At 40.3% G+C, this 23,107-nt stretch carries 28 protein-coding genes; 10 read left to right on the top strand and 18 right to left on the bottom strand.

Annotated features, from left to right (window positions below; genetic code table 11):
* Positions 1–9: 9 nt before the first annotated feature.
* The 3 genes from rpsG to F944_RS12190 all read right to left on the bottom strand — a co-directional run bounded on the left by rpsG (position 10) and on the right by F944_RS12190 (position 2,614).
* Positions 10–480, bottom strand: coding sequence for a 30S ribosomal protein S7 (gene rpsG / locus F944_RS12180; protein WP_004901967.1), 471 nt, complete (start codon positions 478–480; stop codon positions 10–12).
* A 157-nt stretch (positions 481–637) separates the two neighbouring features.
* Positions 638–1,012 (bottom strand): 30S ribosomal protein S12, encoded by a 375-nt coding sequence (rpsL, locus tag F944_RS12185; protein WP_000246374.1) that lies wholly within the window; start codon positions 1,010–1,012, stop codon positions 638–640.
* Positions 1,013–1,204: 192 nt separating this feature from the next.
* Positions 1,205–2,614 (bottom strand): EcsC family protein, encoded by a 1,410-nt coding sequence (locus F944_RS12190; protein ID WP_004991047.1) that lies wholly within the window; start codon positions 2,612–2,614, stop codon positions 1,205–1,207.
* 298 nt (positions 2,615–2,912) lie between these two features.
* On the opposite strand from F944_RS12190, the gene F944_RS12195 reads away from it, so the two are divergent.
* Both F944_RS12195 and hemJ read left to right on the top strand, forming a co-directional pair.
* Complete coding sequence (locus F944_RS12195) at positions 2,913–4,142, top strand: beta-ketoacyl synthase N-terminal-like domain-containing protein (protein ID WP_004991050.1); 1,230 nt, start codon at positions 2,913–2,915, stop codon at positions 4,140–4,142.
* 20 nt (positions 4,143–4,162) lie between these two features.
* The gene (hemJ, locus tag F944_RS12200) at positions 4,163–4,615 is read left to right on the top strand and encodes a protoporphyrinogen oxidase HemJ (protein WP_004991052.1); all 453 of its coding nucleotides are present in this window, start codon (positions 4,163–4,165) and stop codon (positions 4,613–4,615) included.
* A 24-nt stretch (positions 4,616–4,639) separates the two neighbouring features.
* Here the strand turns inward: hemJ and F944_RS12205 are convergent, their stop codons facing one another.
* The 3 genes from F944_RS12205 to F944_RS12215 all read right to left on the bottom strand — a co-directional run bounded on the left by F944_RS12205 (position 4,640) and on the right by F944_RS12215 (position 6,907).
* On the bottom strand, positions 4,640–5,761 hold the full coding sequence (locus tag F944_RS12205) for an acyltransferase family protein (protein WP_004991053.1): 1,122 nt from the start codon (positions 5,759–5,761) through the stop codon (positions 4,640–4,642).
* A gap of 72 nt (positions 5,762–5,833) precedes the next feature.
* Positions 5,834–6,163, bottom strand: coding sequence for a hypothetical protein (locus F944_RS12210; RefSeq protein ID WP_004991056.1), 330 nt, complete (start codon positions 6,161–6,163; stop codon positions 5,834–5,836).
* A gap of 90 nt (positions 6,164–6,253) precedes the next feature.
* Complete coding sequence (locus F944_RS12215) at positions 6,254–6,907, bottom strand: HAD-IA family hydrolase (protein WP_004991061.1); 654 nt, start codon at positions 6,905–6,907, stop codon at positions 6,254–6,256.
* A 119-nt stretch (positions 6,908–7,026) separates the two neighbouring features.
* On the opposite strand from F944_RS12215, the gene F944_RS12220 reads away from it, so the two are divergent.
* Positions 7,027–7,794 (top strand): hydroxymethylpyrimidine/phosphomethylpyrimidine kinase, encoded by a 768-nt coding sequence (locus tag F944_RS12220; protein WP_004991062.1) that lies wholly within the window; start codon positions 7,027–7,029, stop codon positions 7,792–7,794.
* 40 nt (positions 7,795–7,834) lie between these two features.
* On the opposite strand, the gene F944_RS12225 is transcribed toward F944_RS12220, so the two are convergent.
* On the bottom strand, positions 7,835–8,191 hold the full coding sequence (locus tag F944_RS12225) for a winged helix-turn-helix transcriptional regulator (RefSeq protein ID WP_004991064.1): 357 nt from the start codon (positions 8,189–8,191) through the stop codon (positions 7,835–7,837).
* 105 nt (positions 8,192–8,296) lie between these two features.
* Between F944_RS12225 and F944_RS12230 the strand changes: the two genes are divergently transcribed.
* A complete protein-coding gene (locus F944_RS12230; RefSeq protein ID WP_004991067.1) occupies positions 8,297–8,842 on the top strand; it encodes an NAD(P)H-dependent oxidoreductase in 546 nt (181 codons plus the stop codon).
* A gap of 56 nt (positions 8,843–8,898) precedes the next feature.
* Here F944_RS12230 and lysM read toward each other — a convergent pair whose 3' ends face one another.
* The 6 genes from lysM to F944_RS12260 form a co-directional block, all read right to left on the bottom strand.
* Positions 8,899–9,366, bottom strand: coding sequence for a peptidoglycan-binding protein LysM (gene lysM / locus F944_RS12235; protein ID WP_004991076.1), 468 nt, complete (start codon positions 9,364–9,366; stop codon positions 8,899–8,901).
* Between the two features lie 221 nt (positions 9,367–9,587).
* Entirely contained in the window at positions 9,588–9,824 is a 237-nt protein-coding gene (gene acpP / locus F944_RS12240; RefSeq protein ID WP_004991077.1) for an acyl carrier protein, read from the bottom strand.
* Positions 9,825–9,909: 85 nt separating this feature from the next.
* Positions 9,910–10,644: a 3-oxoacyl-ACP reductase FabG gene (fabG, locus tag F944_RS12245; protein ID WP_004991091.1), complete on the bottom strand. Its 735-nt coding sequence runs from the start codon at positions 10,642–10,644 to the stop codon at positions 9,910–9,912.
* Positions 10,641–11,627 carry an ACP S-malonyltransferase gene (gene fabD, locus F944_RS12250; protein WP_004991093.1) on the bottom strand — a complete coding sequence of 329 codons (987 nt, stop codon included), beginning with the start codon at positions 11,625–11,627 and terminating at the stop codon, positions 10,641–10,643. The genes fabG and fabD overlap by 4 nt, the downstream gene beginning before the upstream one ends.
* Positions 11,628–11,781: 154 nt before the next feature.
* Positions 11,782–11,967: a 50S ribosomal protein L32 gene (rpmF, locus tag F944_RS12255; RefSeq protein WP_004723964.1), complete on the bottom strand. Its 186-nt coding sequence runs from the start codon at positions 11,965–11,967 to the stop codon at positions 11,782–11,784.
* A 79-nt stretch (positions 11,968–12,046) separates the two neighbouring features.
* Positions 12,047–12,607 carry a YceD family protein gene (locus F944_RS12260; RefSeq protein WP_004991096.1) on the bottom strand — a complete coding sequence of 187 codons (561 nt, stop codon included), beginning with the start codon at positions 12,605–12,607 and terminating at the stop codon, positions 12,047–12,049.
* Positions 12,608–12,970: 363 nt separating this feature from the next.
* Between F944_RS12260 and F944_RS12265 the strand changes: the two genes are divergently transcribed.
* Complete coding sequence (locus tag F944_RS12265) at positions 12,971–13,633, top strand: elongation factor P hydroxylase (protein ID WP_004991098.1); 663 nt, start codon at positions 12,971–12,973, stop codon at positions 13,631–13,633.
* 211 nt (positions 13,634–13,844) lie between these two features.
* Positions 13,845–14,462, top strand: coding sequence for an L-threonylcarbamoyladenylate synthase (locus F944_RS12270; protein WP_004991100.1), 618 nt, complete (start codon positions 13,845–13,847; stop codon positions 14,460–14,462).
* Positions 14,463–14,477: 15 nt separating this feature from the next.
* Here the strand turns inward: F944_RS12270 and F944_RS12275 are convergent, their stop codons facing one another.
* Positions 14,478–15,212, bottom strand: coding sequence for a GNAT family N-acetyltransferase (locus F944_RS12275; RefSeq protein ID WP_004991103.1), 735 nt, complete (start codon positions 15,210–15,212; stop codon positions 14,478–14,480).
* A 255-nt stretch (positions 15,213–15,467) separates the two neighbouring features.
* Here F944_RS12275 and F944_RS12280 point away from each other — a divergent pair, with 255 nt between their 5' ends.
* The 4 genes from F944_RS12280 (at position 15,468) to F944_RS12295 (ending at position 19,095) form a co-directional block, all read left to right on the top strand.
* The gene (locus tag F944_RS12280) at positions 15,468–16,259 is read left to right on the top strand and encodes a segregation and condensation protein A (protein WP_004991106.1); all 792 of its coding nucleotides are present in this window, start codon (positions 15,468–15,470) and stop codon (positions 16,257–16,259) included.
* Positions 16,256–16,846: an SMC-Scp complex subunit ScpB gene (scpB, locus tag F944_RS12285; protein WP_004991109.1), complete on the top strand. Its 591-nt coding sequence runs from the start codon at positions 16,256–16,258 to the stop codon at positions 16,844–16,846. Before F944_RS12280 ends, scpB begins: the two co-directional genes overlap by 4 nt.
* A gap of 41 nt (positions 16,847–16,887) precedes the next feature.
* On the top strand, positions 16,888–17,817 hold the full coding sequence (rluB, locus tag F944_RS12290; RefSeq protein ID WP_004991112.1) for a 23S rRNA pseudouridine(2605) synthase RluB: 930 nt from the start codon (positions 16,888–16,890) through the stop codon (positions 17,815–17,817).
* 234 nt (positions 17,818–18,051) lie between these two features.
* Positions 18,052–19,095, top strand: coding sequence for a hypothetical protein (locus F944_RS12295; RefSeq protein WP_004991114.1), 1,044 nt, complete (start codon positions 18,052–18,054; stop codon positions 19,093–19,095).
* A gap of 70 nt (positions 19,096–19,165) precedes the next feature.
* Here F944_RS12295 and bioD read toward each other — a convergent pair whose 3' ends face one another.
* Genes bioD through bioA form a run of 4 tightly spaced genes read right to left on the bottom strand, consistent with a single transcriptional unit; the run spans position 19,166 to position 23,025 of the window.
* Positions 19,166–19,807 carry a dethiobiotin synthase gene (bioD, locus tag F944_RS12300; protein WP_004991115.1) on the bottom strand — a complete coding sequence of 214 codons (642 nt, stop codon included), beginning with the start codon at positions 19,805–19,807 and terminating at the stop codon, positions 19,166–19,168.
* Positions 19,804–20,568 carry a malonyl-ACP O-methyltransferase BioC gene (gene bioC / locus F944_RS12305; protein ID WP_004991117.1) on the bottom strand — a complete coding sequence of 255 codons (765 nt, stop codon included), beginning with the start codon at positions 20,566–20,568 and terminating at the stop codon, positions 19,804–19,806. Before bioC ends, bioD begins: the two co-directional genes overlap by 4 nt.
* Positions 20,559–21,716: an 8-amino-7-oxononanoate synthase gene (locus F944_RS12310; RefSeq protein ID WP_004991119.1), complete on the bottom strand. Its 1,158-nt coding sequence runs from the start codon at positions 21,714–21,716 to the stop codon at positions 20,559–20,561. The genes bioC and F944_RS12310 overlap by 10 nt, the downstream gene beginning before the upstream one ends.
* The gene (gene bioA / locus F944_RS12315; protein ID WP_004991121.1) at positions 21,703–23,025 is read right to left on the bottom strand and encodes an adenosylmethionine--8-amino-7-oxononanoate transaminase; all 1,323 of its coding nucleotides are present in this window, start codon (positions 23,023–23,025) and stop codon (positions 21,703–21,705) included. The genes F944_RS12310 and bioA overlap by 14 nt, the downstream gene beginning before the upstream one ends.
* Positions 23,026–23,107 lie beyond the last annotated feature (82 nt).

Here is a 23,107-nt window from a genome sequence, read left to right on the forward strand (position 1 = left end):
TTTATCCGCTTAGAAACGGTAATGAGAGAAGGCTTTGTTCGCTTCAGCCATACGGTGCACGTCTTCACGTTTTTTGATTGCAGCACCTTTGCCTTCAGCTGCATCAAGCAACTCGCCAGCAAGACGTAAAGCCATAGTTTTTTCAGAACGCTTTGCAGCAGCATCTACTAACCAACGCATCGCTAGGGCAGTACGACGGGATGGGCGCACTTCCATAGGAACTTGATAAGTAGCACCACCAACACGGCGTGCTTTTACTTCGACCATAGGGCGAACTTTTTCAAGCGTAGCTTCAAAAAATTCAACTGGGTCTACTTTATTTTTTTCTTGAACGCGGTCTAAAGCACCGTAAACGATACTTTCTGCAATCGATTTTTTACCGTCTTGCATAACGTGGTTCATAAATTTAGCGATTGTTTGGCTGCTGAATTTTGGATCTGGAAGGATCTCACGAGCAGCGACTACGCGACGTCTTGGCATTTTAAAACTACCTATAAATATGACACTTCAGGGTGATCCAGCAGATTGTGCAAGTGTCATGCACGCTACGCTGGCCTTACTATACGTCGCTTGAATTTCAATTTGAAATCTGGACAAGCGAAACGCTAAAGGATTGCAGCTTGGAACGACTTAAGAATTACTTCTTAGGACGTTTCGCACCGTATTTAGAACGAGACTGGTTACGATCTTTCACACCAGCACAGTCTAAAGAACCGCGAACGGTATGGTAACGTACACCTGGTAAGTCTTTAACACGACCACCACGGATAAGAACAACACTGTGCTCTTGTAGGTTATGACCTTCACCACCGATGTAGCTAGAAACTTCAAAACCAGAAGTTAAGCGAACACGGCAAACCTTACGCATTGCTGAGTTAGGTTTTTTAGGGGTAGTGGTATAAACACGTGTACATACACCACGACGTTGTGGACAAGCCTTCAACGCAGGAACTTTGGATTTTTCAACCAAAGTTGTGCGACCCTTACGGATCAACTGATTTGTTGTTGCCATATGGCAATTCTCCCGTTAATAAAAAACCTCAAAAAGAAAACACCTCTTTTTGAGGGCATACAATTGTAAGCCAAGATATAAAAATGGTCAACATTGGCATGGTTCGCAAATGTTGACCATTTCTGGCATTGCTGCGCTTTTTATTGTTCAGCACCCTAACAGGCTTTGTTTAAGTTTTGATGACAAAAAACTCTATTCAGTTTTAGGTTTAACGCTACGCTTGCGCTTCGGTTTAGCAACCTCAGCTTCAACATTAGCCTCTATCGCTTCTAATTCAGGCACTGGTGCAGTTTTTTCAGTCAAGGCAGGCTGTTGCTCAGTTTGCTCGTGCGGCTCAACGTATTGTTCAGCCAATGAATGAATACCCTCTTCAACCTTTTGCGCTGAATCCTGCTGTGTTGGTGCAGTCCGAGGCTTACGCGCTTTAACTGTGACTTTCTTTATGCTTGCTGAAGTTGTCGGTACATCAACGCCTTGTTTAATTTCCTGAGTACTAGGTTGCTCTAGTTGCTGAGAAATGGCTTGAGTATTGGGACTGATCAATGAATGCTTGGCTTTTCCAACCTGTTGTTCCAAGGCTAAATATGCCTTAAGTGGCGAAATCTGTGCATCAGGATGTTGTAATAAATAATGACGTGCACCACCAAAAATTGCCTGAGATTTTTGCCCAGCATCTTCAATTAAACGCCAGCTATAAATCGCACTCACCGTTGCTCCTGCAAGTGGACTTAATTTTCCAATCGCAGAAAACTTAGAAAAACCATTTAACCATTTATACTTAAACTGTCCCTGATCATCAACCAACCATTTTTTCAAAAACTCAGTATCATTAGTTGAACCTAAAAGTTGCTGAAACTGCGATAAATCATGAGTTTGGAGCATATTTTTTAAAGTCTTGATCGCCATGAGCAATGTTTGCTTTTCTGCAACCAATCCCAAATCAATTTCTTTAAAAACAAATTCAACAATATCTTGCTCTTGTTGTTGGTTCAGTTCAAAACCATGCGCGCGACCTGTCTGATAGATCGTTCTTAACGCCAATGCCAGTGAAAAAGGCACATCAACCGCAGCACCGACTATACCTGTTGCACCACTGACCGCACCTTGAGCAACAGCTAAAATTTTATTTTGTTCAATCAATGCCTGACTGATCCGTTGTGAACGATCAGGGTTATTTTGAAGTTCTTGTAGTGACTTCGCACCTGCCTCTTCCAAAACCTTAGTGGCAGAGCTGGTTTGTTCGGTAAAATCATTTAATCGATCAAATAGATAATCTGAAATTTTTTCATTAATTTCTGGCGATAAAAAACTGGCCACACTGTAAATGCGATTGTAATGACGACCTAATAATTGCTGTGAGACTTTAGGTAAATGCTGACGCAACATTTGCTGTGGATTTTCGTATTGTTCAACTTCCAATGGATTTTTTACACGCGCGCTTCCATCCACTGTACGTGCCTGATCAACAGCCGTGTTTATTTTTGAAACTGTGCCAGGTGCAACATGACCTAAAGCATTTAAACCACTGGAACTGAGCTTTTTAGCCACTCCAAACGCCGTGCCAAGCAAACTTTGCGATTGATTATTATTAGAATTTGTCATCAAGTACCTCTATGTTTTGATTCTTGCATTTAGTGATAAATACTAGGTGTAGTGTGGACTTATCTCAACTTTAATCTGTTTCTTTTGGTAAAGCATTGTCTCAAATAACCTAGATACCACATGATTTTTGTCTTTGTGCAATGCGCATAAAATTTGCCATAAGAATTGAAAATTCTTTCTGTTATCATGACATCAATCTCAAACATGAGTGACGCAATTCTTCGGGCTTTAATCTCCCTCTATCAATAATGTCGAATTTCGTCGCACTCAAAACCATCACCATATAAGGGATCTGTAGATGAAACGTGTTGTAATCACTGGCATGGGGATTAACTCATGCATCGGTAACTCCTTGGAAGAGGTCACTCATTCACTTCAAAATGGAATCTCTGGGACACGTTTTAACCCATCTTATGCTGAACTCAACTTTAAGAGTCATGTTAGTGCGGCAGCGGAACAAAACTTTGATCATATTGATCGTAAAATTAAACGGTTTATGGGCGTGTGTGCGATGTACGCATACAATGCAGCGGTCGATGCTGTTCAACATGCTGGCTTAAAAGTCGAAGATTTAGCAGGTAATCCGCGTTATGGTATCGCGGGTGGTAGTGGTGGTAACTCAACACATTCTGTGGTTGAAATGGTCGAACTGCTTGAAGAAAAAGGTGCACGTAAAGTCGGGCCTTTCTTCGTACCGCGTAATATGAGTAACACCATCACTGCAAACGTAGGCGTTGCATTTAAACTTCAAGGCGTGGCTCACTCTATTACCAGTGCATGTGCAACTTCTGCCGATGCAATTGGTTATGCGTTTAACCTGATTCAGCTCGGCAAACAAGATTTAATGCTGGCAGGTGGTGGTGAAGAAGACCACTGGTCACAAAGCCTATTGTTTGATGCCATGGGCGCATTATGTTCAAAATACAATGATACGCCTGAAACGGCTTCTCGTCCCTATTCAGCAGACCGTGATGGTTTTGTGATTGCGGGTGGTGGCGGTTTCGTAGTGCTTGAATCACTTGAACATGCACAGGCACGCGGTGCAAACATCCTTGCTGAAGTTGTAGCTTATGCGGCAAACTCTGACGGAGCAGACATGGTTGCCCCAAGTGGTGAAGGCGCAACCCGTTGTATCCTGATGGCACTGGATGAAGCCAAACAACATGGTGTAGAGAAGATTGATTATGTCAATACACACGGCACTTCGACACCAGCGGGTGATGTGACCGAGCTTAAAGCCATGGAACGCGCGTTTGGTGAAGGTCAAGTTCCAGCGATCAGCTCAACCAAATCGATGACAGGTCATAGCTTGGGCGCAGCAGGTGTACAGGAAGCGATTTATTCTGTCCTAATGATGCAAAATGACTTTATCGCACCGAACATTAACGTGACTGAATTGGATGAAGGTGCTAAAGGTTTTGATATCGTACTTGAAAAACGTGATGCAAAACTGAATACTGTCATGAGTAACAGTTTTGGTTTTGGCGGCGTCAACGCCTGCCTCATTTTCAAGAAGTGGGATGCCTAATATCCCACTAGGGATAATCGATGGATGCACCGACTGATGCTTTCCTTTGGGTAAAAGCATTACATATCATAGCTGTAGTATGCTGGTTCGCGGCATTGTTTTATTTGCCGCGTCTCTATGTCTATCACGCCATGAGCGAAGATACGATTAGTCATCAACGCTTTGAAGTGATGGAGCGCAAACTATATCGGGGAATTATGTGGCCATCCATGATTGCCACTTTAATTACTGCTCACTTTTTGGTGGATTGGGGTGATGCCACACAGCATTATCATCAGGCGGTATGGTTTTATCTCAAGGTTGCTTTAGTTGCGCTTTTAGTGATTTACCACTTTGTCTGTGGTTATTATCGCAAAAAACTGATTGGCAATGCGCATTATAAATCACATAAGTTCTGGCGGTTTTTTAATGAAATGCCAACTCTGATTTTATTTGCCGTGGTGATTTTAGTGGTGGTTAAACCGCAATTTTAAAATAGACCATACGCATCAAAAGCCTCAGTTGGCCTGAGGCTTTTTTCTAATCCATTTCTGTCTAATCTTATGATTTAAAGGCGTAGAATAATATTTTTCAATTAACCAACTGAGTGCAAATGTGGTCACTAAAAAGATTAGCAGCAACATGATTTTCTGATCGGGCAAAGTGGTTTTAGGAAAATACAAAACTTTGATCAATCCCAAAATAATCAGATGAAATAAATACATTTCATAACTTCGCTGTCCAATCCACACCATAACTTTTGAAAGAATAGAAAGATGATGAGCTTGTGATTGTTGAGCAAAACAGAAAATCAAGATTGCTGTTAATAACGCAAATACAGTCACACTCCATGTACTCACTTCTTTGATGGGAGCATAGAGATATAACATGCTCATCAAAAAAATCGACACAGGAATTATCCATTTCATCTGGACAGCTTGGATCGAAAATTTCTGGGCAAACAAAGCCGTCAAACAGCCAATCGCAATGCCATCAAAACTGGAGAAATAATGATAAAGATATGCCCCACTTTCTTCACCATAATGCAGTGAACGGAAATATGGTGCATAGGCAACAATCAATACAAGAAATAAAACAAAGGCTTTGCCTCTAGCCAATGTTAAACATAACAATGGAAATGCGAGATAAAAAACCTCTTCAACCGACAATGACCACAACACACCTAACGCATAGTTCACCCAGCCATATTCAATAATCAGGATATTCATCCAGAAGGTAAAGGCTGCAAAAACCGTCAAGCCATAAGGAACTTCAATACCATTCGGTGTTTGGTTTAAAAATGGCTGGAGTCCTAGACATCCCAAAATGGTCATCATCACAACGAGCAGCACCAGACAAGGAATAATCCGTGCCACACGGCGAATATAGAAATTTTTAAGTTGTATCTGCGCCAGGCTACCGTTTCTTTGTAAGGTATGTTGGGTAATTAAAAACCCCGAAATCACAAAAAACATCGTCACACCATAATTACCATTTCGGGCAATCAAAGTACTTAAAGGCTCTCCAAACACTGAAACGCCTAGCCATGTATCATGTAACTTATAAGGAATATTAAAATGATGCAGTAACACCAAAAGAATAGAAACACCTCTTAAGATGTCAATTTTATAATTTCGCATAAGTTTCAAATTGGTTCAGCCAACGGAATCATCCATTGGGTCTAGCAAAAAATAGATCAACGGATTCTTTTTTTATTGGGTTGGATAGACTAAGAAGCCAAGTGCTTGCGCCTGAGCCAATTGTTTCTGATCGATACTAAATATTGCAACTTTACCATCTGACGCACCACACATCTGAGGTCGCATCATGCCATCATGTCCAACAGATTCGGCATAGACGTGGATATGTTTTGTCTGCAATTGTTGTTTCAATACTGAAATAGCCAAACCTTGCTGTTCACACTGTTTCCCTTGAAGTGATTTGGTCACCTGTACCCGCTTGCCAGAATCAGCGTTTGGAAATGCATGGCAAGCGGCCAAACCCGATATTAACACAGTGCTTAGGACTAAATTTTTCAACATGAGTACTCCCTGATACTTATAACTTATTATTGGGACATCATCATAAAATAAAGTCTAACCAGATGCTGTTCAGATTTGGTATTTGTCTATTCAGGTCAATAGATCAAGTAATTGCTTAAAACTTTTGATTTTATATTTGGGCGCCGCCAAATTAAGTTCTTGTTCGGAACCATAACCATATTCTACTGCAACAGTTTCAATGCCATGACGACGTGCCCCCAAAATATCATGTTCACGATCCCCGACCATTAAACATTCAGCGGGATTTAATTGTTCTTTTTCGAGTATGTAGGCGATCAAATCGCCTTTATTGGTTCGTTCACCTGTCAGCTCACTCCCATAAGGATGGGTGAAATATTGTAATAATTCAAAATGCTCTAAAATACGCACCGCATAGACATGCGGTTTTGCAGTGGCTAAATACAATTGATAACCTTGATTTTTAAGTGTCTTCAAAGTCTCAATGACATCGGGATAGAGTTCGTTTTCAAATAACCCTGTCACTGCAAAACGCTCGCGATACCCTAATAAAGCCTGTTCAGCCAAATCATGAGTTACATCAACATTGATCAGTTTGGCGAGTGAAGCTTTCAGAGGCGGCCCAATGATCCAGTCAATATTTTCATGATCGGCAATTGGAAAGCCCACTTTATTTAAACCATAACGTGCTGAAGTGGTAATTCCGACTCTTGGGTCGGTCAATGTTCCATCTAAATCAATCAAAATATTTTTTACTGCGTTCACAAATGATACTCAAATCAGCTACAGGCGAATTCCCATCAGAATCCGATTAAAAATAGGGTCGAGACTTTACTCAAACTTGCCTATACTAACGCAAATCAAATCGTTTAAGGATAATAACTGTGCGCCCAACCGTACTTTGTTTCTCTGGTCTCGATCCTTCTGGCGGTGCAGGATTACAAGCCGATATTGAAGCCATCGGACAAAGTGGTGCACATGCTGCCATTGCCTGTACAGCACTGACCATCCAAAACTCACAACAGGTTTTTGGCTTTGAAGCCACATCTAAAGAATTGTTACTCGCCCAAGCCAATGCTGTGGTTGAAGACTTACCCATTAAATGCGTCAAATCTGGCATGTTAGGCACAACAGATAATATCGCGGCACTTGCGCAATTTTTACGTGAGCATCCAGATTATCTTTATGTACTAGATCCTGTTTTAGTTGCTAACAGTGGTGGTTCTTTAGGAGATCAGGCTACTTTGGTTCAAGCTTTTGTTGAACTGATTTCACTTGCCACAATTTTGACACCAAATACAGTGGAACTACGTGCGTTAACAGGACTGGATGACTTAGAAGCAGCGACCCAGAAATTATTTGAAATGGGTGCTAAAGCAGTTTTGGTTAAAGGCGGTCATGAAGACACACCTGACTATATTCGCAATATTTTATATATGAATGGTGAACGTATAGCTGAAAGTACTTGTCCACGTTTGGACGGTGAATATCATGGTTCAGGTTGTTCTCTGGCAAGTTATATTGCAGGTCGTCTAGCATTGGGTGATGATTTGAAAATTGCAGTACAACATGCCGAAGTTTGGCTATTTGGCGTGTTAAAAAATGCTGAAACGCCTGTTCCAAATGGGCAAAAGATTCCAAAACGATTTTAAATTAATGCTCAATCACAAGAAAGCTGGGTGCTTTCTTGTATTACGGCTCTTGTCCAACCACATGATGTGACCATGCAGAAAGTGCATCCAACACAGGCTGAAAAGAATTGCCAAAATCAGTCAATTCATATACCACTTTTACAGGCGGTTTATCGCCATAAACCGTTCTGGAAATAAAGCCATCTTTTTCCAATTGTTTTAATTGAAGACTTAGAGTCATTTCAGTTATGGTTGGCATTAATTGTTTAAGCTCACCAAAACGCTTCGCTCCATTTTGTAGATAGTAAAGAATCACGCCTTTCCATCGACCACCAATCAAATCCATCACCATGCTAATAGGACAGGGATAATTTTTTCCTTTAAAGCTGACTTCACAATTTTCGATGGGCTTCACCATAGAAACGCTCTCCTATCTATCCTGATAGTTATTGTACTGTAAAAATATATCACTAAAATAATTTTAGTTACTATCATTTTTATAGTTAAATTAAAGGCAATTTATATGACTCTTGTAATCCTCGCTCATCCAAATTTCGATCAATCTATCGCAAACAAAACGATTATTGAACAGCTCAGTCGAAATCACCCTAATCTAGAAATTAGAAATATTCATCAACTTTATCCAGATTATAAAATTGATATTGCAGCAGAACAGGCCGCGTTATTACGTCATGATCTGATTATCCTTCAATACCCGATGTATTGGTTTAATATGCCAGCTATTCTTAAAATTTGGCTCGATAATGTTTTTAGTTACCAATTTGCTTATGGATCTGAGGGAGATAAACTCAAAAGTAAGCAGCTATTGATTAGCTTAACAGTCGGGCAACCTGAGAAAAATTTTATTCAGGAAAATGGAGACCATTTAATTGCTGACTTTTTACAAGCCCTGAAACATTCGGCCCAATATACACAAATGAAATATCATGAGCCGCATATTTTATATGAGGTTTCGACTGTATCTGGATTTACGCCAGAAACGATACATTTCAGGGCTCAAGCACATGGACAGAAACTTATTCAGTTTATTCAAAATATTACTGTATAAAATAAAAAGCAGCGCAATATGATCCCTATGCGCTGCTTTTTATTTAGATGGCTTGTTTATTGCGGAATACGCAATACCTGACCTGGATAAATATCATCAGCATCCTTTAAAAGAGGCTTATTGGCTTCAAATATTTTATTGTACTGGTTTGGATCACCATAATATTCTTTTGAAATTTTCGATAAATTATCGCCAGATTTCACCGTATAAAATTTACTTTCAGGTTCTGGCGTTTCAACCGTCATCTGATCATCCACTTTGGCAACATGATCAATATTTCCCACAGCCAATACAATTTTTTCCTTGTCTGCTTGGCTCTTGACCTTACCCTGAATCGTCGCCAAATCTGTGGTGCTGTTATAGTTCACCACCAAACCTTCTACAGGCAAACCTAAACTCTTAATATGCGCCAAAAGCTGATTTGCAATCTCTTGTGCTGTCGGTTCAGCAGGCGTTGCAGCGGGTTGTTCAGTTTTTGCCTGATTTTTCTTACCGATACCTTTTACGAAATCAAAAAGACCCATGATTGTCTCCTGTAATGATTATTGTCATCATGAAATAAATTTAAAGCCCTTATAGTTATACTCAAAAAATATCTCGATTTTGGTATATGTTCACTTCAATCAAGTAACAGTATGTAATTTATTTGACCAAATTTTTTAGGATCAGTTGTTATTGAACAATTTAAATTTTAGCTCAGCCATAAAAAAACCACCTTGCGGTGGCTTTTATCAACACTGATTCATTAACCTAATTTCTTGGTTACATAATCAATTGCTGATTGAACAGTTGTGATTTCGTTAGAATCTTCATCAGGAATGGTGATGTCGAAGTCATTTTCGAAAGACATAACAAGTTCAACTAGATCAAGAGAGTCAGCGCCCAAATCATCCATGAAAGATGCTTCGTTTTTGATCTCTTCAACTTTCATACCAAGTTGTTCTGCAACTGCTTGCTTAACACGTTGTTCGATATCGCTCACAGGAATTCTCCTCATTGCTTGTGGCGTTTTTAATTGCCGTTAGTTTAATTGAATATTGAATATTTTAAAAGTTTATCCATCAGCCTTAGGCCATGTATAAACCACCATTTACATGTAATACCGTACCAGTAATGTAACTTGCTTTATCTGAAGCGAGGAAACTTACTGCATTTGCGATATCTTGTGGTTCGCCAAGACGACCCAGCGCAACCTGATCACTCATTTTTTTACGAAGATCTTCGCTTAAGCTATCTGTCATTTCAGTTGCAATAAAACCGGGTGCAACACTGTTTACCGTAATCTGGCGACTACCCATTTCCTTGGCAAGACTGCGGCTAAATGCCTCAATACCTGCTTTGGCTGCTGAGTAGTTGGCTTGACCTGGATTCGCAAAGTGTGCAACCACTGAACTGACATTGATAATACGTCCAAAACGGGCTTTGGTCATGCCTTTTAGCACACGTTTCGATAAACGATATACCGCTTTTAAATGAATATTTAAAATGTCGTCCCAGTCATCTTCTGACATACGCAATAATAAATTATCGCGTGTAATCCCTGCATTATTGACCAATACCAACACTGGGCCATAGTTTTGTTCGATGTTTGAAACAACGGCTTCAATCTGATCCAGATGACGAACATCCAATGCCAAACCTACACCCTGCTCACCAAACTGCTCTGTTAACTTTTGAGCACCTGATTCACTCGTCGCTGTACCTACAACAAAAAAACCGTCTTGAAGAAGTTGCTGTGCAATTGCCGCGCCAATACCTCGGCTAGCACCTGTCACCAAAGCAACTTTACGTTGTTGTGTCATGCAATTTTTCCTTCCGCCACTAAAACTGCGTTTAGGGCATCTTCCATACGACCTTTGGTATCGATCGCAAATGCTTTTTCAATATTTGGCAAACGTTTCGCAAGGTTACTCAGCACTGTACCCGGACCACATTCCACCACATACTGAATCCCTTGATCTTGCAGGTATTGCATGGTGCGTGTCCATTGTACTGACTGATACAATTGAGCCGTGAGCGCCTGACGCAATTGAGCAACATCGGTGGCGATTGCCGCGTTGACATTTTGTATTACAGGTATATGAGGTAGCTCAATGGCAGTTTGTTCCAATGCTGCTGCGAATTGTTCAGCCGCAGGCTTCATCAATGAACAATGTGACGGTACAGACACAGGTAAAGCAATGGCTTTACCTGATTGCTCTTTGGCAAGCGCCATGACATCATTCACCAATGCAGTCGAACCCGCGATCACCACTTGCCCTTGTGCATTGTAATTTGCGGCTTCAACCGAACCCTGTCCAGATGCAGATACGCTTTGGCAGAGCTCTAGCACTTTCTCGTCAGGCAATCCTAAAATTGCAGCCATGGCGCCTTGTCCTTGAGGTACAGCACTTTGCATCAATTTACCGCGTAAATTGACCAATTTCACTGCATCCGCAAGGCTTAATGCTTGTGCTGCAACCAATGCACTGTATTCACCCAGTGAATGTCCTGCCAAATATTTAGGTGCAATACCACTCAAATCTAGCCATACACGCCATAAAGCAATACTCGCAGTGAGCAATACAGGCTGAGTATTTTCAGTCTGATCAAGACCTTCACCACTTTGCGCAATCTGCCATAAATCAAAACCAATTGCTTCTGAAGCTTCAGCAAAAGTCTCTTGCACACCACTAAACTGTTCAGCAAGTTCAGCGAGCATGCCGACTTTTTGTGATCCCTGACCTGGGAACAAAAATGCAGTTTTGGTTGCTTGAGCCACTTGCTCGAGTCGTTTAGCAGACATATAAAAATCCTTTACTTCGTCTTAGCTCGTTTCCGAGGCGGAAATTTAACACTTATTGAATCAATTGATAATTGCGAAAAGCAACAAAAAAAGGGAGCTTTCGCTCCCATTTTTTCTACACTTAAGCATCACGCTTTTATGCAAATTGGCTCAATTATTCAGCATCAGCTGCTTTAGCGAATAATTGACGACCACGGTAAAAACCATCTTTAGTCACGTGGTGACGACGATGAGTTTCACCTGTAGTTTGGTCTACAGTTAATGCATTCTCGGTTAAAGCGTCATGTGAACGGCGCATGTCACGGCGAGAGCGACTTTTACGGTTTTGCTGAACGGCCATGATGGCTCCTTACAAAGATCGAAAAAATGGATCAGAACAAATTCAGTTGTCTTAACTCAACATAATAACACAAATTGTGTTATGAATTAAGTTTGCCTTTCAAACCTGCCAAAACATCAAACGGATTATCACGTTTTTCTTCGACAACATTCTCAACGGCTGGTTGATGTTTATGCTCACAAGACACATGCTTAGGAGATAAAGGCATCAACAATAACAGTTCATCTTCTATGAGTGACAGCAAATCAACAGTGGCAGGAGTGGAAAAATCACCCTTTGTTGAAGATTCACTTTCGCCCAAGACGATGAAATCAGCATCCTCATCCAAGCGCTCTATCAGTGACTCATCATCAACCAGTGCGAGACGGAAGTCTGAAACAAGAGGAATTTCCACAGGCTCCAGACAACGCTGACATTCCAGTGGAACTTTTGTTTCAACATGACCATCAAACCACACAACGCGATGATACGCATCCATTGATAGCTTACAGTCTATAGAGATCAATTGATCATTAATTGATCCAACAGCTTCACGAGCAATACGAGCAAAGCGAGACAATGGCAGTGTTCCTGACCATGTAAAGCCCTGTTCAGCCCATTTAAACGGCTCAATCTGTGCCGGAAAGGTATTTGCTGACATAAGAGGGTCTGTTGACAGTTCAAATATAGTTGCGACAGTGGACATTTTTTAGAGGATACAAGGCACGAATTGCGCAATTTAGCCTTCTAAATAAGCAATACGTAACGCAGTAGCGTCAAAAAATGTTCCTGTCCCTACGGGTTGCTAGTAAAATTGCCCTATCCATCGTCATGAAACTTGTTAAGGGAATCGCCATTAACTACGTTTCATTCCTCGTCTATGACAATTTTACTTTGCAACGCAAGTTACATTTGAACTGTCAGCAGACCCTGTGGGCGGCAATTCTACAAATTCATCGGTACTCTGTCAAAGATTAAGATACAATTTTGTACTAATTTAGACAGAACTCATGGTAACACAGCAATGCACCTGTTGCAGCCGCAACCTGAAGTAACAACTTCATCACTTGTTAGCACCCATTCAACCCATCAGTCTGCCCTGTCGTCTAATACAGTGCAACTTTCACCGTGGCAAAGCCTACAAACAGAACACGATCAGGTTGATTGGCTTATTTTACACTTTAATCACTGGTTTTCCCATCAAAATGTGACGTTGGTCAAAGGAGATTTTGAACCCGAATATTTTCCTGCGCAAAATCAAGCACCCGCTAGAATTCAGTTTGCTCATGGTTTTTTTAATAGCGCCTTACATGAAATTAGTCACTGGACGATTGCAGGGGCAAAACGACGTTTATTGCCTGATTTGGGCTATTGGTATGCGCCAGATGGTCGAACGCTTGAACAACAACAGCTTTTTGAACAAGTCGAAATTAAACCGCAAGCAATTGAGTGGTTCTTTGCTCAAGCTTTTGGTCGCAAATTTCGAGTATCTTTAGACAATTTAACAGGTGAAGGTGGCGACGGAACATCGTTTAAAGATCGTGTTTTTACTCAGGTACAGGCTTATTTTTCAGGTGAAGCAAAACTACCATCTGATGCAGCGTATTTTATTCAATGTATTTGCAGCTGTACTCGTGACGGTAAAATTTTACAATCTGATGAATTTAAACGTGAATTGCTTGATTAAATCTGCTTTTAATTACACAACCGCAACTTCTCATCACGTACTGAATCTATTCAATGTGATTAAATAAAAGCGGTCATCAGATTCTTTTTGTCTTTGTTTAATCCCTGTTCATTTTTCTTTTCAAGGGAGAAATAAAAGGACTGATGACAGAAATCTATTGGATAGAAGTGACACTTTACAACAATAACATTTGACTCAGGAGGATCCAGATATGTTGCATTTGCATATTCATCCAGAAAATCCACAAGCCCGATTGATTACTCAGGCCGTTGAACGTATCCGTGCAGGCGAAGTAGTGGTCTATCCAACCGATGCCGCCTATGCGATTGGTTGTCAGATTGGCAATAAAAGCGCAATGGAGCGTATTGCGCAAATTCGTGGACTTGGCCCAAAACATCAATATGCGATTATGTGTTGCGATTTATCAGATATTGCCACTTATGCCAAAGTCGATAATGCCATGTATCGTTTATTGAAAAATAATACACCAGCAATCACCACTTTTATCTTGCCAGCCACCAGCGAAGTTCCAAAGCGGTTAATGCACCCCAAAAAGAAAACTATCGGGCTACGTATTCCGACTAATCCTATCTGTCAGGCATTGTTACAAGAATTAGGTGAACCCATTTTGACCAGTACCCTGATCTTACCGGGTCAGGAAGATCCATTGGATGATCCTTATGATATTGAAAATCAATTATCTAAGCGGATTGATGTGTTTATCGATGGAGGATTTGGCACATTGACCACCACCAGTATTGTAGATTTGTCTGGAGACCATCCTGAGGTTGTTCGTCAAGGCGCAGGTGATGTGAGTGCGTTTGAGTAAGCATTCATAGCCACCTTACAAAGGACGAAATTGTTCAATCACATCATTTAAACGTTGTTTTTGCTTGGCATGTTCATCAAAGTTATCAGGGCTTAGCCAGACATCATAGGCAGATTTCAATTCAAACCACTCCTCGTCAATGATTGAAAACCATGCTGTATTGCGGTTACGTCCTTTTGTTACTCGATCTTGGCGAAATAGTCCTTCAAAATAAAATCCAAAGCGTAATGCCGCACGTTTTGAAGGCTCATTCAAGTCATCACACTTCCATTCGATTCGTCTAAAATTGTAATCAAAACACTGTTTAAGCAATAAAAAGACAGCTTCTGTAGCAGCGGTTGTATGTTTTAAGCGATGTGAAAAATACACGTTGCCAATTTCAATGGCAGCATGCGCTAAACGTGGATTGAGCAATGCGATCCAACCCACGACTTCATCATTCATCTTAATTAGATAATGATACGAAGGATGAAACCCAAATACATTTTGCAGGGCATGCTTCAACTCATCGCGACTTTGAAAACCCTCATAGGGTAAATATGTCCAACACCGTGCATCTGGTTCAGTGCTAATCGTTTGCCAAAGTTGCTCTAGCTCCAAATCATTTGGACAGGTATCAGAAAGAGGAAGTAATTCCACAAATTGTCCTGTTAATTTCTCATATTGATAACTTACAGGTAATAATTGTTGAACCTGAAATCCAACAGGTTGTTGGTACAAATTTAAGTTTGATTTAAAATAATTTTTCATTTTAATTATGCCCTAAGTCTAGTCTATTGATCCGACCACATTTCTAAACAAAATAACACTATCACAAAACCTTGAGCGTATTTAGGTATAAAATAGTGTTTATTTATTTATGGTTTTAATGCTTTTAACAATTTATTAAAGTCTGAATTTCCATTAGAATAAAAGCCATTCTAATCTCCTTCTCTTTATGGCATTTATGCTCAATATGTCTAAAGTGACTCATGCTTTTGAAAATTCGCGTGGCCTATAACTGTAATGAACCAAGCTTTGAATCATTCATCGGAAGCCTTGCCGCAGATTCGCGTATTGGACGAATGGCAAGATGTTATTCCTGAAGATTTATATATTCCGCCTGCTGCTTTTGAAATTTTACTCGAACATTTCGAGGGACCCCTCGACTTCCTGATTCACCTAATTCAAAAAAATGGTTTTGATTTATTACAACTCGATATTGCCCCTATTGCGACTCAGTACCTTTCTTATATGGATGCAATGAAGTCTCTCAATATTGAATTGACCGCAGACTATATGGTCATGGCAGCGTTGTTGGCTGATCTTAAATCACGATTACTCCTTCCTAAACCCACATCAATCACTTTAGAAAAAGATCCTAAACAGGAACTCATTGATCGTTTAGAAACCTATTTGCGTATTAAGCAAGCTGCCGAACGTTTAGGACAGTTTACAGTACTAGATCGGGATACTTTTAGCCCGAATGTCGGGTTAGGTCATACAGCACCTGTGTATGAAGGATATGATGTCGAAAGCTTACGCGATGCACTGTTTTGTGTGTTTAATCGACCTGAACCTGTCATGCATACGGTTGAACAAGAACCTGTTTTACTTGAAGAACGTATTGCGTTTATTCAGGAAAAAGTTAGCTCTGGGTCTGTTTTAGTATTTGAGGAATTATTAAATCCAGTACAGGGTCGGATGGGCATGGTCGTGACCTTTATGGCCGTATTGGAACTGACGCGCCAACAAATAATCAGAATTGTTAGCGCAGGTATTGATGCGCCACTTGCGATTCAGGGAGCACAGTTATGACTCTCGATCAACAACTGGCGATGTCACCTGAAGACATGCATCATGATGTGTTATTGCAAATTGAAGCGATTTTATTTGCCAGTGATGCACCAGTGTCACTTGCACGATTAAAACAAGCCTTTCAGGATCAATATAATAAACCGCAATTACGTCAGTTTTTACAACAGCTTGCTGTCTTACAACATGGGCGATCTATTGAACTGATTGAAACTGCTCAAGGCTTTCGGTTTCAGGTTCGATCAAAATATCGTAATATAATCACACAAGTTTGGCCCGAACGCCCAACCAAGCTCTCACCGTCATTGCTCGAAACCATTGCCGTGATCGCCTATCATCAGCCAGTCACGCGCGCGGATATTGAACAGATTCGTGGTGTTACCAACAATAGTCAGTTTTTGCGCACATTATTTGACTGGAACTGGATTAAAGAATCGGGCTTTAGAGACTTACCCGGAAGACCTGCGTTGTTGATTACAACGCCCCAATTTTTGAACGCTTTTGGCCTAGCATCTTTAGGTCAATTGCCTCCCCTACAGGATGCCAAGGAAGCTTTCATGACACTGGATGCAAATGCAGTCAAGTCTTGAATAGGTGAACTGTTGACAATTAATTCTAAGGTTGTGCTGTCATGAGTGAAAAGTTGCAAAAAGTATTAGCGCGAATCGGTCTCGGTTCACGTCGATATATGGAAGAGGTTATTGCCGCAGGTCGCGTCAGTGTAAATGGTCAGATTGCGCAGGTAGGCGAACGAATCGAACCAGGTGATGAATTACGTATTGATGGTCGTAAAGTTCAGTTTCAAGTCGAAGATGAAATTCGTCGTCGTGTCCTGATTTATTACAAACCTGAAGGTGAAATCTGTTCCCGCAACGACCCTGAACAGCGTCCAACTGTGTTTGAGCATCTCCCTCAAATTGCCAATGATCGTTGGGTTATGGTAGGCCGTCTGGACATTAACAGTACAGGTTTATTGCTTTTTACAAATGATGGTGAACTTGCCAATCGTTTAATGCATCCTTCCAATGAAGTTGAACGTGAATATGCAGTTCGCGTCATGGGTGAAGTTACTCCGCAAATCCGTCAAACCCTTTTAAATGGTGTAGTATTGGATGATGGCCCTGCCAAATTCGAGTCATTTTCAGAGCTTGGTGGTGATGGGATCAACCGTTGGTATCAGGTTGTGGTTAAAGAAGGACGTAACCGCGAAGTCCGTCGTTTATTTGAATCACAAGGTTTAAAAGTCAGCCGTTTGTTGCGTACCCGTTATGGCACTGTAATTTTGCCACGTGAACTGCGCACTGGCCGCTGGATGGAACTAGATAAAGCAGATATTGATAACCTAACTAAACTGGTTGAACTCAAGCCACGCCAAGGTACTGGTCTGTATGGTATGGCCAAACGTCGTACTGAACGTATGGTGGAAAAACCGCTTGCTGCACGTCGTGGTGGTTACTTACGTCAACAAAAACGTGATACTGACGATCAAACTGAAAGCCAATCCAAACCATTTACTCAACGTAAAAGCTTAGGTCAAAACAAAACTTTTAAAAAGTTTTAATCCAAAATCTCAATGAAATGAAAGAGCCCAAGATTGGGCTCTTTTTCATTTTATGCTAATTTTTTTTGTGAATTTTACTATTTTATAGGTAGACAGTTTTGTATATAATTCTCACGAAATAAAACAATTCAACAACAATAGGTTCATGATGATGAAAAAAATATCTTACTTGGCAATCGCAGTTTCTTTAGTGACTTTAGCTGGCTGTGGGGTGGCGGATCAGGTGATTCTGGGATGACTGCTGGTGGGAATAATACAGGCAATGGATCAGGAGATACTAAATTAAAATGTGATCGTGGTATTTTACTTAACTCCAATTTAACAGCTAAATCTATTTTTGATGAAACGCTATATAGCATAAATTATTTAGATATAATGGGTGTAGATTCATCTGGACGTATTCAGCTCGAAAAAGATGGAATTTATGCTAAAAAAATTTCTATTAATGGACAAATGTTATATTCAGAATATCTTCAGATTTATAATCTTGGCCTTACAGAAATTAAAACTAATAAACAACTCATGCCTGTTGATTATGAATTAAACTCATCAGGTCTTTACACAACAAAAACATACCAAAAACAAAATAATGGTTGGCCAATTGGTTATCTTACAACATCAAACAACTTGATATTATCATTAGCAACATTCAACGATAAATGTAATTTTTCTGTAAATAAATTAGAATATACCTTTGAGAGTATTGATTTATCTGGAAAAAAAATATCAGATATATTACCTAACAATATTTTAACGCAATATCCTAAAAAAAATAATTATACCTATATAAATCCTTATATCGGTCAAATTTTAAAGAAAAATTCGCAAGCCTTAGCTAAACTTCTAAATAGTAATACAACTTTCCCATCTGGTTCTATTATCTACATTCCTAAATCTGCTATATATGATGATAAGGAATTTAGTTTTTCAGAAAGTGATGCAACAACCTACCCAACCCTCGATGCATGGTTTAAAGCGTATTATGAAAAAATTCCATCACCTCCATCATACAAGTACGATAAAATCGCGGGTCTAAATGTCATTTACCATGTCGATTCAAATGGAAATCCTGCATATAGTGGAGCAGATCCAGCAATTGAAATGAATGGAAAAATTTACGACGGAGAGTGGAATATCAAAGGGAATATTCTTTCAACAAATTATGGCGGACCAACGAATGATGGATTTCCATATAATGATGTTTCAGGGCAACACTCTTTCTTTAATAAAGCTGCCTACGAGTTTATCTCTGCACAAATCCAAACCTATTATAAATAATGTGATCTAAATTATTTATCAATAAAGGCTTTATCTTTCTGATAAAGCCTTTTTGCTATATAAGCGATTATTATAATTTTGGAATATTAATCCATTTTGCTTCTGGAAAATTTTGTTTTAAATAGTTCTTTAAATATTGTGCGGTATCTTTTGAAATGATTTCACCCTGAGATTCATCATTCAGATTATAGGCAAGCGCATAAAGCGATAAACCACGTTGTTTTAAGGCTTCCAAACTGAGTAAAGTATGATTAATACTACCCAAACGCCCAGAACTAACCAAAATTACAGGCAACTGTTTTTGAACAATATAATCTATCGTCAGCAGTTCTGTCGTTAAGGGAACCATCAGCCCACCTGCTCCTTCCAATAACACCACATCAAAACGCTGTTGTAAGATTTGAGTCGCTTTTTCAATCTTATCAAAATCAATGTCTCGACCATCAAGTTGTGTCGCCAAATGCGGCGAAGCAGGATAACTAAATATCTCAGGCATGGTCAGTTTTTCATGATCTTCTGGCAACCAGCCTGTCCCCATAATGTCACGATGTTTTTCGATATCTTCAGAAACATCCACATTTCCAGTCTGAATCAATTTTTGAGTAATGGTCGACTGCCCTTGTGTGTTCCAGAGTTTCGCCAGATAACCTGTGGCATAGGTTTTTCCAATTCCCGTATCAATCCCACTGACAAAATAAACTAAAGCACTCATGCTTTTCTCCGTGCGATACAATAAATGGGATGATAGGTCAAAAAATACTGCTGATTTTCTAGCTGAAACTGTTGATAGCGTTGATAAAATTCAGTAAGTGATTGTTTTGTCCAGCGTTGTTGCTGTACAGATGCTCCAGTCACACCCGTCGCTTTAAGATGTTTAAGTACCGCTTTCGGGGTTGCAAACTGCATATATAAAGATTGTTGGCTTAGCTCAACAATCTCAAAGTTTACTTTTTCAAGTTGTTGTCGCCAGTCATCAATCGACCAGTATTCTAAACCCTGCCCAGTAAGCTGTTTAATCTCAGTAAAATTATCAGGACCAAAGGTCGAAAAACATAACCAGCCTTGCGCTTTCAATACATCATGACAACGCGCCAAAAGTTTAGGTAAATCATTAATCCACTGAAGGGCTGAACTCGACACGATTGCATCTGAATCTCCTGGTAAATCCAGTGTTTCAATATCCCCAATCATCCATTGGATCGGTAAATGATCCTGAAAATGTCGCTGCACTTGTGGATACAAATCATTCAGATACCACTGTTCAATTTGAAAATTTTTAACCAATTGATGGGTTAAATTGCCCGATCCACAGCCAATTTCCAAAACATGCGCTAAATTTTCAGGACAATGGTTTTGCATCAATTGACTTAAATGCTGACTGATTTGTTTTTGGATAACCGCTTGTTCAGTATAGCTTTGTCCCGCTTTGGCAAAACGCTGGGCAATCAGGGATTTATTGAGATTCACAAACATGCTACCAATCGTTGTAGATCATCAGACTGAATCAGTGATGTTAATGAAATTCTGAGCCGCGCGCTATGCTGCGGCACAGTGGGAGGACGAACAGGCATCGCATAAAAACCATGTTGCTGTACGCTTTGAGATTTTTCTACCGCTGTTTGGCTTGCTCCGACAATAATCGGCACGATATGGCTGGTCGATGGACTATGATAACCTTTTGCGACAATTGCCGATTGTAAATCCTGACTGATCTTGTGCAAATGTAAGCGTTCGCTTTTGGCTGCCATGACTTTTTTAAAGATAAAATCCGACCATGCGATATTGATCGGCGGCAAAGCGGTACTAAAAATCAATGGACGCATAGTGTTGATCAAATAGCTGCGAATTATTGGATCACAAATCAGATAGCCGCCCACTGATGCACAGGCTTTTCCAAAGGTACCGACCAGTAAATCAATATCAGCCATCACGTTATATTGCTCAGCACAGCCCAAACCCTGCTCACCGCGAACACCGATCGCATGTGCTTCATCCACATACAACATGACCTTATCAAAACCATGCTTGATTTGAACCAATGCAGCCAAATCCGTTTCATCACCATCCATACTAAAAATACTTTCAGTCACCACAATAATGCGTTCAATGTCGGCATCATCATGATATTTTTCAATGAGCTGAGTTAAATGCTGTAGATCATTATGCCGATAACGTACATATTTGGCAGAGGATAAGCGAATGCCATCAATCATACTGGCATGTACTAGTTTATCCGCTAAAATCAGCGTTTTATCATCACTTAAAGCGGGTAAAATCCCGATATTCATATGATAGCCGCTATTAAACAATAGCGCTGCACGACCTAAAAATGCCTGACTTAAATTCGCTTCAAACTGTTCATATTCCTCAAAATTACCTGTCAACAAGCGTGAAGAAGACGAACTAAAATAACGGCGCTGAATGGGTTGCTGATCTAAAAACTCTTCGCGAAGCTGAGTGTTGGCAGCTAAGCCCAAATAATCATTGGAGGAAAGATTGAGCATCTTTCTTCCTGTAATCTCAATATAAGCGCCGTGTTGCTTATTGGCGGTAAACTGGCGTAAATTTCCAGTCTGTTTAAGCTGATCAAGCTGCTGTTGATAATGATCAAGCAATGCCATGTTTCACCTCAACTTGCATCTGTTGTACCACTTCAATCAGTTGCCTTAGCAAGAAATCGAGTTCATCGTGAGAAATGACATACGGTGGCATCACATACACCAATTTACCAAAAGGCCTCACCCAGATCCCACGCTCAACAAACTGCTGTTGCAAGGTTTTCATATCGACATTGAACTTGAGCTCCACCACCCCAATCGCCCCTAAAATACGTACATCTGCCACGTATTCCAATGCAGACAAAATCTGTAATGATTGTAATTGTTCAGATATCCGTTGAATATTGGTTTGCCAATCCTGTTCGAGCAATAACTGAGTACTTCTCAAGGCAACGGCACAGGCCAAAGGATTCGCCATAAAAGTGGGGCCATGCATAAAAACACCAGCTTCACCAGCACTAATGGTTTCAGCAATCTGCCTAGTCGTAAGCGTGGCTGATAAAGTCATATAGCCACCTGTCAGTCCTTTACCAATACACATAATATCGGGCTCAACCTGTGCATGTTCCCACGCAAACAGTTTTCCAGTACGACCAAAGCCTGTGGCAATTTCATCAAAAATCAGCAGTAACTGATATTGGTCGCACAACTTGCGGAGCTGTTTTAAATATTCTGGATGATAAAAGCGCATACCACCCGCGCCCTGTACAATCGGTTCAATAATAAATGCAGCTAACTCATGATGATGCAGTTTTAAGATTTGCTCCACTTCATCAAGTTCATGCGGATTCCATTCACCATCAAAACGACTTTGCGGCTCAGACACAAAAATACGTTGCGATAAACTATTTCCAAAAATCTGATGCATGCCCGTGACAGGATCACAAACCGACATGGCATTCCATGTATCGCCATGATAGCCAGAACGTGTCGTAATAAAATTAGTCTTTTGTTTGAGGGTTGTGTCCGATTCGACTTTTGATGACCCTGCTTTTGATGACCAATACTGAACCGCCATTTTCATGGCGACTTCCACCGCAACTGAACCTGAGTCGGCATAAAAAATTTTATCCAGACTGGGCGGCGTGATTTTGAGTAGTAATTTTCCCAGTTCAATTGCAGGCTCATGGGTGAGACCACCAAACATGATATGTGCCATATGGTCGAGTTGACGCGTCACAGCAAGATCGAGTTCAGGATGATGATAACCATGAATTGCACACCACCATGAAGACATGCCATCAATCAACTGACGACCATCTTCAAGTTCAATGGTTACGCCATAGGCACGTTTGACTTTAAAGGTAGGCAATGGATGAAGCATGGAGGTATAAGGATGCCAGATATGCTCCAAATCAAACTGATCACTCATCCATTGACTCCATTGATGTACCTTTTCAATATGAAACTACATATTAAACGTGCAGACTTTGAAAATATATTGCGATAAACAC

The sequence above is a fragment of the Acinetobacter ursingii DSM 16037 = CIP 107286 genome (assembly GCF_000368825.1).
GTDB classification, from domain to species: Bacteria; Pseudomonadota; Gammaproteobacteria; order Pseudomonadales; family Moraxellaceae; genus Acinetobacter; species Acinetobacter ursingii.